Source organism: Micromonospora sp. KC213 (assembly GCF_004348325.1).
Classification (GTDB): domain Bacteria; phylum Actinomycetota; class Actinomycetes; order Mycobacteriales; family Micromonosporaceae; genus Micromonospora.
Genome location: NZ_SMKF01000169.1, coordinates 1 through 12644, shown reverse-complemented (window position 1 = coordinate 12644; position 12644 = coordinate 1). Strand labels below are relative to the sequence as shown.

The following is a 12644-nucleotide window of genomic DNA, read 5'->3' as shown; positions in this document are numbered from 1 at the left end:
GCCGATGTCGTGGTGCTGTCCGAGGTCGATCCGAGCATCACCACCGATATCCGGTACGCCACCGGCCACAACTTCCTCGGCCGGCCCGTCGACGGCTACCAGCAACCGGTCTGCCTGCTCACCCGTTCGGCCGCCGAGGCGCTGAGCCGGGTCCAGGCCACCGCCCGCGGGTACGGGTACGGCCTGCGGGTGTACGACTGCTACCGCCCGCGGCGGGCCGTCGACGACTTCGTCCGTTGGGCGAAAGATCCCACCGACCAGCGGATGAAGGCCGAGTTCTACCCCCGGGTGGCCAAGGACCGGCTCTTCGCTGACGGGTACCTCGGTGCGCCCACCTCGCACAGTCGGGGCAGCACGGTCGACCTCACCCTGCAACCGCTGCCCGTACCGCCCGGGGCGAGCCGCCCGCCGGGGCAGCCGGTGGTGGCCTGCACCGCGCCCGCCGACCGCCGGTTCGCCGACGGCAGCGTGGACATGGGCACCGGCTTCGACTGCTTCGATCCCCTCGCGCACACCGACGACCCGCGGATCACCGGCGCCGCCCGGCAGCACCGCCAGTTGTTGAAACGGCTGATGACGCAGCAGGGATTCGTCAACTACGACCGGGAATGGTGGCACTACCGCCTCGTCGACGAGCCGTACCCCGACACCTACTTCGACTTCCCGGTGGCGGCGTCCTCGCTGCCGCCCCGGTAGTCGCCGGCCCGGCTCCGCGGGCCGGACTCAGGGGGTACGCCGTCGGTGCGGGTACGCAGCGGCAGCCAGGACAGCACGTCCTGGATCTTCGCGTCCCAGTACGCCCAGTCGTGGTCGCCGGGGGAGAAGTCAACGGTGAGAGGCACACCCCGCTCCCGCGCCGCCTCGACGAACGTCAGATTGTCCTCATGCAGGAAATCCTCGGTGCCGCAGGCCACGTAGAGCGCCGGTGTGTCCGGTCCGGCGCTGCGCACCAGGGCCACCGTGTCGTCGTCGCCGTCGGCCACCGCCCGGTCGCCCCACACGGTGTGCCACACCCGGGCGTCCGGCGGGCGGGTCGGGTGGTTGCGCCGGTGGGCGACGTTGAGGGCCCCGGAGAGGCTGGCGGCGGCGGCGAACCGGTCCGGGTGACGCAGCGCCCACTTCACCGCCCCGTAGCCGCCCATCGACAGACCGGCGACGAAGGTGTCCTCCCGACGGTCGGACAGCCGGAACAACGACCGGCACACCTGGGGCAGTTCGTCGGTGAGGAACGCCCAGAACCGGTTGCCGTGCTCCTCGTCGGTGTAGAAGCTCCGCTCGGCGCGCGGCATCACGACGGCCAGTCCCAGGGGCTGCGCGTACCGCTCGATCGAGGTCCGGCGTAGCCAACCGGTCTCGTCGTCGGTGAGGCCGTGCAGCAGGTACAACACGGGCGGGTCCCGGTCGGCCGGTCGGCTCGGGGACGTGGCGGGCTCGGGCAGGATCACCTGCATCGAGGTGTCGAGGCCGAGCGCCGCGGAGGAGAAGTCGCAGCGGACCAGTGCCATGGTCGGTCACCGTACCGCCTCGCGGTGCGGCGCGGTGGCCGCTGCGCGCGGGCGACCGCCCATCGTGGTACGGCGATTATCCGTTGCGCCTGCCGGGCGGTCCACCTACGGTCGACGACACACCAGCACGCCGAAGATCTCCGGGAGCCCACCGTGCCGCAGCTGATCAGCACCCACCCGACGCGGCTGTGGCCCTGTGGTGGTGCCACGCTGTCGGCCGGCGAACCAGACCGAGGCCGGTGTGGTCGGCGACCAGGGCGGCGACGCGGATAGCGCACGCGTCGCCGACACGGCCGCCCACCCCACCCGGGACCGGGCGGCTTTCTCGTTCCCGGGCCACGCCGACGGCTTCGGCCGCACACCGGCGGGAACCTACCCTCCGCACACCCCGACGCCGGCCCCGGCACCCACCGGAGCGGGTACCGCCCGCGCGAACGCGGGTCGGCCGGCCGCACCCGCCTGGGCGGGACACGACGACCAAGGAGACGACCATGGCATTCACCCCGTTGCCGGGCACCCGGGCACCGGTACGCGTCTGGACCGACCCGCACGGCATCGAGCCGCAGGCGGCCCGGCAGCTGCGCAACATCGGCGCGCTGCCCTGGGTGCACGGTGTCGCTGTCATGCCCGACGTGCACTACGGCAAGGGCGCCACGGTCGGTTCCGTCATCGCCATGCGTCAGGCCGTGTCTCCGGCCGCCGTCGGCGTGGACATCGGCTGTGGGATGAGCGCGGTGCGTACCTCGCTGACCGCCGCCGACCTGCCCGACAGCCTCTCCGCGCTGCGGTCGGCGATCGAGGCGACCATCCCGGTCGGTTTCCAGCAGCGCGCCGACGCCGTCGACCCGCGTCGGGTGCCGGGCCTGGAGCAGGCCGGCTGGGTGGAGTTCTGGCGGCGCTTCGGCGAGCTGGACCGCCGGGTGGCCCAGCTGGAGACCCGGGCCCAGCGGCAGCTGGGCACCCTCGGTGGCGGCAACCACTTCATCGAGGTCTGCCTGGAGCAGGGCGGTCCGGACGCCGGGCAGGTGTGGCTGATGCTGCACTCCGGTTCCCGCAACATCGGCAAGGAGTTGGCCGAGCGGCACATCGGGGTGGCCCGGGGGTTGCCGCACAACGCCGACCTGCCCGACCGCGACCTGGCGGTTTTCCTCGCCGGTACGCCGGAGATGGCCGCGTACCGCCGGGACCTGTGGTGGGCGCAGGAGTACGCCCGGCGCAACCGGGCGGTCATGCTGGCCCTGCTCTGCGCCGTGCTGCGGGAGCACTTCCCGCAGGTCAGCTACGGCGAGCCGATCTCGTGTCACCACAACTACGTGGCGGAGGAGAGCTACGACGGCGTGGACCTGCTGGTCACCCGCAAGGGGGCGATCCGCGCCGGGCGGGGGGACCTGGGCATCATCCCGGGATCGATGGGCACCGGCTCGTACATCGTGCGGGGGCGGGGCAATCCGGACGCGTACTGCTCGGCGTCGCACGGCGCGGGACGGCGGATGTCGCGTGCGCAGGCGAAGCGGACGTACGGCATCGAGGATCTGCGGCGGCAGACCGAGGGGGTGGAGTGCCGCAAGGACGCCGGGGTGGTCGACGAGATCCCCGGCGCGTACAAGGACATCACCCGGGTGATGGCCCAGCAGGACGATCTGGTCGAGGTGGTGGCGCACCTCAAGCAGGTGGTCTGCGTGAAGGGTTGAGCCGGCCGGCGCCGAGAAGTGCCGGCCGTTGCCGTCGCCCCGGCGGCCCGGACGTGTGACGCCGTCCGGCCGATTGACCATGTGATTGATGCATGCCAGTGTCTCAATCACCGGTGTGGCCGCCGCGACCTCACCCCCGGGTCGCGGGCGTCCCGCGTACCCCGGATCGGGGCCGGTCACGCCCCGGCGGCCATGAGGAGCCCACATGAGATTGAGAACGTCGACGACCGGACTCGCCGTGGCCGTGCTCGCCGCGGTGACGATGACGCTGGCCGCGCCACCGGCCACCGCCATCCGGCCGACCGCCGCCCCGGTGGCCGCGCTGGCGGCGCCGGACATCTCGGTGGCGAACGTCCAGGCCCACGTGAGCCGGTTCCACACGATCGCCACCGGCAACGGCGGCAACCGCCGGGCCGGCTCGGCCGGCTACACCGCCTCGGTCGCCTACGTGAGGTCCACGCTTGAGGCGGCCGGTTACACCGTCACCGAGCAGACCTGCACGACCTGCGTGTACCGGTCGAACAATCTCCTCGCCGAGTGGCCGCACGGCCCTGCCGACCAGGTCGTCATGTTCGGGGCGCACCTCGACGGCGTCGCCGCCGGCCCCGGCGTCAACGACAACGGCTCCGGCTCGGCGGTCCTGTTGGAGAACGCGCTGGTGCTGGCCCAGCAGAACCCGACCATGACCAAACGGGTCCGGTTCGCCTGGTGGACCGACGAGGAGCAGGGCCTCAACGGCTCCGAGTTCTATGTCAACTCGCTCACCGCCACCCAGCGCGGTCACATCAAGGGCTACTACAACTTCGACATGGTCGCCTCGACCAACGGCGGCTACTTCATCAACCGGCTCACCTCCACCACCGCGGCTCCGCTGAAGGCGTACTGGGACTCGCTGGGGCTGCAGCCGGAGGAGAACGTCGAGGGACAGGGCCGCTCGGACGACTACTCCTTCCAGCAGGCCGGCATTCCCACCTCCGGGTACGCCACCGGCGCCAGCGCCCGCAAGACCAGCGCCCAGGCCGCCAAGTGGGGCGGCACCGCCAACGCCTCCTACGATCCCTGCTACCACCGTTCCTGCGACACGATCAGCAACATCAGCTCCACCCACCTCGACCGCAGCGCCGACGGGGTGGCCTACGCCCTCTGGCAGCTCGCGGTCGGCACCGGCAACCCGACCGACGACTTCTCCGTCACGGTGAGCCCGACCTCCGGCACCGTCGCCCGCGGCGCGTCCGCCACCGCCACCGTCCGCACCGCCACCACTGGCGGCAGCGCCCAGACCGTGACCCTGTCGGCCTCCGGCGTGCCTGCCGGCGTCACCGTGTCGTTCAGTCCCGCGTCGGTCACCTCCGGTGGCTCCGCCACGATGACCGTGACCGCCTCGCCGACGGCCACCGCCGGCGCCTTCACCGTCACGGTCACCGGCACCGGCTCGGTGAGTCGGACGGCCACCTACCGCCTCACCGTCACCGACGGCGGGAACTGCGCCGGTGGTCAGGTGGTCGGCAACACCAGTTTCGAGTCCGGCACCGCGCCGTGGACCGCCACCTCCGGCGTGATCACCAACTCGGCCGGACAGCCGGCGCGCACCGGGTCGTACAAGGCGTGGCTGGGCGGGGACGGCAGAACCCGCACCGAGACCCTGTCGCAGTCGTTGACGGTCCCGGCCGGCTGCACGACGTACACCCTCGCCTTCCACCTGCACATCGACACGGCCGAGACCACCACGCGCACCGCGTACGACAAGCTGACCGTGCAGCTCGGCACCACCACCCTGGCGACCTACTCCAACCTCGACGCCGCCAGCGGCTACCTGCTGCGCTCGTTCGACGCGGCGTCGTACGCCGGTCAGACCGTCACGCTGAGGTTCACCGGCACCGAGGACGCGTCCCTGCAGACCAGTTTCGTCATCGACGACGTGACCCTGCAGGCGAGCTGATCCACCCGGGGCGGGGTGGGGCACCGCCCACCCCGCCCCGGCATCGCGTCCACCTGCGTCACCGGCCCCGCAGGACCTGATGGTGGTAAATGTCGTACCCGGGCCGCAACATGGAGTCATGGCTGCCCCCGCGCTGACCCACCACAGTGGTCGACCCCGATCCATGCCGCTGCGCGAGCTGCGCACCCGGCTGACCCAGGTGATCGCCATGGCCGAACTGACGGACACGGTCACCCTGGTCACCCGCGACGGCGACCCCCGCCCGCTCGCCGCGGTCGTGCCGGCCGCCGCGGCGCGGTCCGCCGCCCAGGCCCGTGCCGACGACGAGCGGCTCGCCGCCGTCACCGCGGGCTGGGCCCGTCGACTGGAGGAGACCCATCGGCAGGGTGCCCGCCGGCACGCCGCCGAGCTGCGCGCGGTCACCGACGCCCTCGCCGAGGTCTGGGCGGAGCTGGACCGGCGCGTCCCGCCCGGCACCGACGCCACCGTCGACCGGCTGCGCGCCGCCCACCGGGACCTGTCCCGCGGCTGACCCCCGCCGTGCCGTCCGGCGGCCCCGCAGGTTGCGGCATTCCGGGTGTTGCGACGTCGTGTGCCGCCGTCAGGTGGCGTTCGGGTCGCCGGTGGTCAACCGCAGCGTGAAGCCGTCCGGGCCGCGCTGCATCGCCACATGGTCGCAGGACTGGTAGGTGATCCAGAGCCCCAGGCCACCGCAGGCGACATTTCGTGCCGGCAGCAGCCCGGCGTACGGATCGGTCGGCCCCGTGCCGGCGTCACCGACCGTCACCACCACCCGTCCGTCGCCGGCCCAGAGCCGGAACCGCACCGGCGGTCGACCGTGCCGCAGCGCCTTGGTCACCGCCTCGCTCACCGCCACGGACAGATCGTCCACCTCGTCGGCGCCTACGTGGTCGGTGGCCACCGCGTGCACCGCCGCGCGGGCCTGCGCCGGGGTCGGGTCGACCAGCTCGACCAGCGGCACGCCGCGTTGCAACGGGTCGGGCGCGACCGGGCGCGGCTCCCGCAGGTAGACCTCGGGTGCGGTGTAGACCTCGTTGGGCAGGTGCCGGCCGTCCGGCGTGGCGGTCCGCGGATGCGTACGGACCACGTCGGTCAGGACCTCCGGCGGGGTGCTCCGGGTGTCGTACAGGCACATGCTCCACAACGGGAAGTCGTCGTAGGCGTGGTTGATCGCCGACTCGTACCGACTCCACCAGTCCCAGGAACGGCCGAACGCGACCGGGGGCAGTTCGCCGACGATCCGGATCTGCGTCGCGCCGGCAGCGACCTGGTCGGCCAGCAGTTGCCGGTAGGAGCGGATCGCGGCGGAGGGCCGGGCGTAGACGTCACCGCCGGCGAGGAAGGTCACCCCGGAGCGAGGCGGCAGCGCCGAGCGCAGCAGGGCGGTGTGGCGTTCACCGAAGGAGACCATCGTCGGCTCGCCCGCCGCGACCCCGTCGAGCAGGAAGGGCACCACGACGGCGAGCAGATGCTCCGGCGAGTCGTAGAGGACGGCCTCGTGGAAGTAGCCGGTATGGCCGGCGGCGGCTCCGGTCCTCATCCGGTCACCTCCACCCGTATCCCGGAGAGCCCGAGCAGGGCGACGAGCCTGGCCGCCGGGGTCAACGGGGTGCGCAGCACCACCGCGCCATGGCGGCTTTGCGCGTGCCGATGCAGGTGCAGCAGGCTGCGGTGGTCGATGAAGCGCAGCCCCTCGGCGTGCAGCACCAACTCGTCCGGGTCGTGGTCGGCGCGCCGCAGCGCGGTGGCGAACACGTCGTGGTTGGACGTGTCCAGCTCGCCGTCGAGGACCAGGCCGCCGTCACCGGCGTACAGGTGGAACAGGCTGGTGCCCGGGTCGGACGTGGGGTGCAGACAGGCCAGTTCCTCGACCGCCGCTTCGTCGAGCCGGCTGCGGTCGTAGCCGCACACCGCGGACATCGGCCGGGCACGCAGGAACCGGTCGACCAGGTGCTCGTAGCGGGCGAACCCGTCGCGCCGCACCGGATCGAGGACCAGGGGGGTGGCGTCCGCGGCGACCCGCCAGCCGGCGTGCCCGTCGGCGATCGCGGCCTCGATCATGGCGGTGTAGGACGCCAGTTGGGCGTCGGTGTCCAGGACGTCCGCGCCGTACATGTCGTCGATCGAGCAGATCTCGGCCGCGCCGGTGCGCAGGGCGTCGCGTAGCCGGGGCGCGCCGCACCACCGTTCCACCACCACCGGCACCGGCTCGCCGGTGACGTAGCGGACACGGTCACCGGCGGCCAGACCGGCGAGCAGGTACTCCCGCGCCCGTGCCTCGAAGCTGGCCGGATCGTCGTACGCCCAGCAGACGTGACCGCAGGGCCGCTGCGCCGTCGTCCCGTCGGTCACGTCGACCACCTCATCCGGGCAGTGTATGCCCAGCCCGGCCGGCGGACCGTGGGACGTCGCCGCGCACGGTCGTCGGTCAGCTCGCCGCGTCGAGACGGATGCTCAGACGGGCCGGCGGCCCTTGAGGCGGCGGCCCAACTCGCGGGCGATCTCCCGGTTGGCGTCGCGCTCGGCCAGCGCCTGCCGCTTGTCGTACGACCGGTTGCCCCGCGCCAGGGCCAGCTCGACCTTGGCCCAGCCGTTGCTGAAGTACATCGACAACGGCACCAACGTCACGCCGCCGTCGCGCAGCCGCTCCAGGATCCGCGCGATCTCCACCCGGTGCAGCAGCAGCTTGCGGGTCCGCCGCGGCTGGTGGTTGGTCCAGGTGCCGAACCCGTACTCGGCGATGTGCAGGCCGTAGAGCATGATCTCGCCGTCGCGTTCCTGGGCGAACGCGTCGACCAGCGACACCCGGCCCTCGCGCAGCGACTTCACCTCGGTGCCGGCCAGCACGATCCCCGCCTCGTAGGTCTTGAGGACGGTGTAGTCGTGCCGCGCCTTCTTGTTGGAGGCGATGAGCGTCCGCCCGGTCTCCCTGGCCACGACGACCTCCCGAACTGCCTGCGAGCACCTGCCTCGACGCACCCTATCCGCCGGGACGCCTCCGTGCCCGGGCACCGGTAGGGTCGGCGGTCGTGACCGAGCCCAACTTCCTGACCCGCACCCGCGCCGCGTACGACACCATGGCGGTGCGGTACACCGAGTTCACCCGTGACGAGTTGGCCGCCCGGCCGCTGGAGCGGGCCTTGCTCGCCGCCTTCGCGGAGCTGGTCGGCGCCGACGGCGGCGGTAGGGTCCTCGACGTCGGCTGCGGCAACGGGCGCGTCGCCCGGCACCTGCGTGACCTCGGCCTCGACGTCGAGGGCGTCGACCTCTCACCCGGCATGATCACCGAGGCTCGCCGGCTCCACCCCGACCTGCGCTTCACCGTCGGGTCGATGCTCGCGCTCGACGTGCCCGACGCCACGCTCACCGGGCTGCTCGCCTGGTACTCGGTCATCCACGTGCCCGACGATCTGCTGCCCGCCGTCTTCGCCGAGTTCCACCGGGTGCTCGCCCCCGGTGGGCACCTGCTGCTCGGCTTCCAGGTCGGCGACGAGCACGTGCACCGTACCGATGCCTGGGGTGACCCGGTCGACGTGGTCTTCCACCGGCGTCGACCGGACGACGTGGCGCAGCTGTTGGCGGCGGCCGGGCTGACCACGCACGCCCGGCTGCACCGCGAGCCGCAACCGTGGCCCGGCGGCGTCGAGCCCACCGCGCAGGCGTTCCTGTTGGCTCGCCGGCCGATGTGACGACCGGGCGTCACCGGACGGCCACGCGGCTCGTATCCTTTGCCCGGATCCCGGGGTGGGACCGCGACAACCGGATGAGGAGGTTTGGTGTGAGCAGCCGGACCGAGACGTTGGAGTTCCAGGCCGAGACGCGTCAGCTGTTGCAGTTGATGGTGCACTCCATCTACTCGCACAAGGATGTCTTCCTGCGCGAACTCGTCTCCAACGCCTCCGACGCGCTGGACAAGCTGCGGCTGGAGTCGATGGTCGACAAGGATCTCGAGGTCGACACCTCGGACCTGCACATCGAGATCGCCACCGACGAGCAGGCCCGGACGCTGACCGTCCGGGACAACGGCATCGGCATGTCGCGCGAGGACGTCGTGTCGCTGATCGGCACCATCGCCCGTTCCGGCACCGCGGAGCTGCTGCGCAAGCTCAAGGAGTCGAAGGAGGCCGGCAACCAGGACCTCATCGGGCAGTTCGGGGTCGGTTTCTACGCCACCTTCATGGTCGCCGAGAAGGTCATCCTGCTCACCCGCCGCGCCGGCCAGACCGAGGGCACCCGCTGGGAGTCCACCGGCGAGGGCACGTACGTGATCGAGACGGTCGACGACGCCCCGCAGGGCACCTCGGTCACCGTGCACCTCAAGCCGGTCGACAGCGAGGACAACCTGCACGACTACACCGACCACGGCCGGATCCGCGAGATCGTCAAGCGGTACTCCGACTTCATCGCCTGGCCGATTCGACTGGTCACCGCCGACGCCGAGCCGGTGACCCTCAACTCGATGAAGGCGCTGTGGGCCCGGCCCCGTGACGAGGTCGCCGAGGAGGAGTACCGCGACTTCTACCGGCACGTCAGCCACGACTGGGCCGACCCGCTGGAGACCATCCACATGCGTGGCGAGGGGGTCTTCGAGTACGAGGCGTTGCTGTTCATCCCGTCGCACGCCCCGTTCGACCTCTACCGGGCCGACGGCCGCCGAGGTGTGCAGCTCTACGTCAAGCGTGTCTTCGTGATGGACGACTGCGCCGCACTCATCCCGGACTACCTGCGTTTCGTCAAGGGCGTCGTCGACGCGCACGACCTGTCGCTCAACATCTCCCGGGAGATCCTCCAGCAGGACCGGCAGATCCAGATCGTGCGTCGCCGGCTGGTCCGCAAGGTGCTCACCACCCTCAAGGAGATGCGCACCGCAGACGCCGAGCGTTACCGGACCTTCTGGTCGCAGTTCGGTCGAGTGCTCAAGGAGGGCCTGCTGGAGGATCCGGACAACACCGAGGCGATCCTCGAGTTGCTCTGCGTGGAGTCCACCCACGACGCCACCGAGCCCACCACCCTGCACGACTACGTGGCCCGGATGAAGGAGGGCCAGACCGAGATCTACTACGTCACCGGCGAGCACCGGGCGACCCTGGAGAACTCCCCGCACCTGGAGGCGTTCCGGGCCAAGGGCTACGAGGTGCTGCTGCTCACCGACCCGGTCGACGAGGTCTGGGTGGACCGGGTCGGCCAGTTCGACGGCCGGTCGCTGCGCTCGGTCGCCAAGGGACAGGTCGACCTGGACACCGAGCAGGAGCGCAAGGAGGCCGAGACCGAAAGGGAACAGCAGGCCAAGGAGTACGCCGACCTGCTCGCGTTCCTCCGCGACACGCTCTCCGACACGGTCAAGGAGGTCCGCCTCTCCGCCCGGCTGACCACCTCGCCGGCCTGCCTCGTCGGCGACGCGCACGACCTCACCCCCACACTGGAGAAGATGTACCGCGCGATGGGCCAGGAGGTGCCGGTCGTCCGGCGGATCCTGGAGCTGAACCCGACGCATCCGCTGGTCACCGGGCTGCGCGCCGCCCACCAGCGGGACGCCGCCGATCCGGGGTTGGCCGAGACCGCCGAGCTGCTGTACGGGATGGCGCTGCTCGCCGAGGGCGGCGACCTGACCGACCCGGCCCGCTTCGCCCGGGTGCTCGCCGACCGGCTGACCCGTACCCTCTGAGGCCACCTGTCGCTGCGGGCCCGGGACGGATCCCGTCCCGGGCCCGCGTGGCCTGCTGTCCACCACAGAGGCCGCCCGCCGACCCAGATCGGGCGGGCTCCTCCCGCGGCCAGATCGGACGGTGACTCATCGGGATGGGTTGGTCGCCGACCGGCAGCGCCGAGTCGGGGAGGCGTCGACGGTGAGAAGCGGGGCCGTCACCGTGTGCGCTCGGATGCGATGTGACCGGGCATTGTGCACGTCGGCCTGGACCTCGCAACCGGAGGTCCGGAGCCCTCGCCTGACCGGGTGAAGAACCTCTCAACAGGTGGGCGATCCGCCGAAAGGCTTCCTAACGTCGTTGGGGTCCGCGATCGCGGACACCGTGGCCGGTTACGCCTAATCCATGCCGCCGGCCACGGACCCAGTCACCCGGGCATGGAGCGGGGGACCCACGTTCCTCGGTGCACGTCACCTCGGGGTGAAGCCGCCACGGCGGCCGGGCTCCTCGGCCCGAACCCGACAGCTCACCTCGTCGGCGTGGAGGATCACAGATGGCAACTGCATACGTCGCCCGTCATCGACGGGTCAGCTCGCGCCGCATCGCCGTCGGCACTCTCGCCGTCGGTGCGGTCACCGGGGCCGCCGCCGTCCTGGCGCCGGCCGCTCCGGCGAGCGCCGCCAGCGTCAACTGGGACGCGATCGCCCAGTGCGAGTCCAGCGGCAACTGGCACATCAACACCGGCAACGGCTACTACGGTGGCCTGCAGTTCTCCCAGAGCACCTGGGCCGGCTACGGCGGCAAGAAGTACGCCGCCCGCGCCGACCTGGCCAGTCGGAGCGAGCAGATCGCGATCGCCGAGAAGGTGCTCAAGGGCCAGGGCATCGGGGCCTGGCCGACCTGCGGCAAGAAGGGCGGCTCCACCAAGAGCTACGCTGGGAAGAAGGAGAAGTCGTCGCAGTCGGCGCAGCGCTCGCAGTCCCGTAAGCATGCCGCGTCGACGACTGAGCGGTCCTCGCGGGACGAGCAGCGCAGCACCCGCAACCAGGCGCGTCGCGCTCCGGTGACCGGCAACGGCAACTACGTCGTGCGGCCGGGGGACTCCCTGTCCGGCATCGCCGAGGCGCACCACGTCTCCGGTGGCTGGAAGGCGCTGTACGAGCGCAACCGCGCGGTCGTCGGTGCCGACCCGGGTCTGATCTTCCCGGGGCAGAAGCTCAGCGTTTGACACACCGACCCCGACGCCCGGCCGGAGGTCCACCGGCCGGGCGTCGACGTGTCCCGGGCACGGTTCGGGCTGCCGGGGTCCTTGGTGACGCGCCTGGGTGGGGGTGGGCGCACCGGGCGACCTGAGACCCGGCCGGATAGGGTTGGGCCAGGTGTGCCGGGAAGTCTGGTCGGCGATGAGTACGCGCGTCCGCTGCCGACGAGGAGTTCCCGTGACCGACGCCACCCGGCGCCGTTTGTTCGCCCGCCGATCCTGGGGCGAGACCCGCCGCATCTCCGCCATTCTCCGCAAGGAGACCGTTGGTGGGGCGCTGCTGCTCGTCGGCGCGTTGCTGGCCCTGATCTGGTCGAACTCGGCCTGGGCACAGGGGTACGAGGCGCTGCGCGCCCTCCGGCTGGGGCCGGCGGCGCTGCACCTGGATCTCAGCCTGGCCACCTGGGCCGCCGACGGTCTGCTGGCGATCTTCTTCTTCGTCGCCGGGCTGGAACTCAAACGCGAGTTCGTCGCCGGTGACCTGCGGGATCCGCGCCGGGCGGCGGTGCCGGTGGCTGCCGCCGCCGGTGGGGTGATCGTGCCGGCCCTGATCTACGCGGCGATCGCCGGCGGGGCGGGCGC

At 71.8% G+C, this 12644-nt stretch carries 12 protein-coding genes and 1 riboswitch; of the genes, 8 read left to right on the top strand and 4 right to left on the bottom strand.

Annotation, left to right across the window (positions count from 1 at the left end; genetic code table 11):
• A partial coding sequence (locus tag E1166_RS25095) for a M15 family metallopeptidase (protein WP_132342407.1) occupies positions 1–696 on the top strand: 696 nt, incomplete at its 5' end.
• Here E1166_RS25095 and E1166_RS25090 read toward each other — a convergent pair.
• Positions 651–1505: an alpha/beta hydrolase family protein gene (locus E1166_RS25090; RefSeq protein WP_132342406.1), complete on the bottom strand. Its 855-nt coding sequence runs from the start codon at positions 1503–1505 to the stop codon at positions 651–653. The genes E1166_RS25095 and E1166_RS25090 overlap by 46 nt on opposite strands.
• 491 nt (positions 1506–1996) lie before the next feature.
• Here E1166_RS25090 and E1166_RS25085 point away from each other — a divergent pair, with 491 nt between their 5' ends.
• From E1166_RS25085 to E1166_RS25075, 3 genes are all read left to right on the top strand, one after another.
• On the top strand, positions 1997–3196 hold the full coding sequence (locus tag E1166_RS25085; protein ID WP_132342405.1) for an RtcB family protein: 1200 nt from the start codon (positions 1997–1999) through the stop codon (positions 3194–3196).
• Positions 3197–3401: 205 nt separating this feature from the next.
• A complete protein-coding gene (locus E1166_RS25080) occupies positions 3402–5135 on the top strand; it encodes a M28 family metallopeptidase (RefSeq protein WP_132342404.1) in 1734 nt (577 codons plus the stop codon).
• Positions 5136–5253: 118 nt separating this feature from the next.
• Positions 5254–5667, top strand: a complete 414-nt coding sequence (locus E1166_RS25075) for a type II toxin-antitoxin system Phd/YefM family antitoxin (protein ID WP_132342403.1) — start codon at positions 5254–5256, stop codon at positions 5665–5667.
• 69 nt (positions 5668–5736) lie between these two features.
• On the opposite strand, the gene E1166_RS25070 is transcribed toward E1166_RS25075, so the two are convergent.
• The 3 genes from E1166_RS25070 to smpB all read right to left on the bottom strand — a co-directional run bounded on the left by E1166_RS25070 (position 5737) and on the right by smpB (position 8093).
• The gene (locus E1166_RS25070) at positions 5737–6696 is read right to left on the bottom strand and encodes a sensor histidine kinase (RefSeq protein ID WP_132342402.1); all 960 of its coding nucleotides are present in this window, start codon (positions 6694–6696) and stop codon (positions 5737–5739) included.
• Complete coding sequence (locus tag E1166_RS25065; RefSeq protein WP_132342401.1) at positions 6693–7508, bottom strand: MEDS domain-containing protein; 816 nt, start codon at positions 7506–7508, stop codon at positions 6693–6695. The genes E1166_RS25070 and E1166_RS25065 overlap by 4 nt, the downstream gene beginning before the upstream one ends.
• A 102-nt stretch (positions 7509–7610) precedes the next feature.
• On the bottom strand, positions 7611–8093 hold the full coding sequence (gene smpB / locus E1166_RS25060; RefSeq protein WP_132342400.1) for an SsrA-binding protein SmpB: 483 nt from the start codon (positions 8091–8093) through the stop codon (positions 7611–7613).
• 92 nt (positions 8094–8185) lie between these two features.
• Between smpB and E1166_RS25055 the strand changes: the two genes are divergently transcribed.
• The 4 genes from E1166_RS25055 to E1166_RS25040 form a co-directional block, all read left to right on the top strand.
• Positions 8186–8845, top strand: coding sequence for a class I SAM-dependent methyltransferase (locus E1166_RS25055; protein WP_132342399.1), 660 nt, complete (start codon positions 8186–8188; stop codon positions 8843–8845).
• An 89-nt stretch (positions 8846–8934) separates the two neighbouring features.
• The gene (gene htpG / locus E1166_RS25050; protein ID WP_279433232.1) at positions 8935–10821 is read left to right on the top strand and encodes a molecular chaperone HtpG; all 1887 of its coding nucleotides are present in this window, start codon (positions 8935–8937) and stop codon (positions 10819–10821) included.
• A 365-nt stretch (positions 10822–11186) separates the two neighbouring features.
• A riboswitch (cyclic di-AMP (ydaO/yuaA leader) is annotated at positions 11187–11356 on the top strand.
• On the top strand, positions 11355–12029 hold the full coding sequence (locus E1166_RS25045) for a transglycosylase family protein (protein ID WP_132342397.1): 675 nt from the start codon (positions 11355–11357) through the stop codon (positions 12027–12029). Its footprint overlaps the riboswitch before it by 2 nt.
• Before the next feature lie 175 nt (positions 12030–12204).
• Positions 12205–12644, top strand: a 440-nt coding sequence (locus E1166_RS25040) for a Na+/H+ antiporter NhaA (RefSeq protein ID WP_207914503.1), incomplete at its 3' end; no start/stop codon positions are given.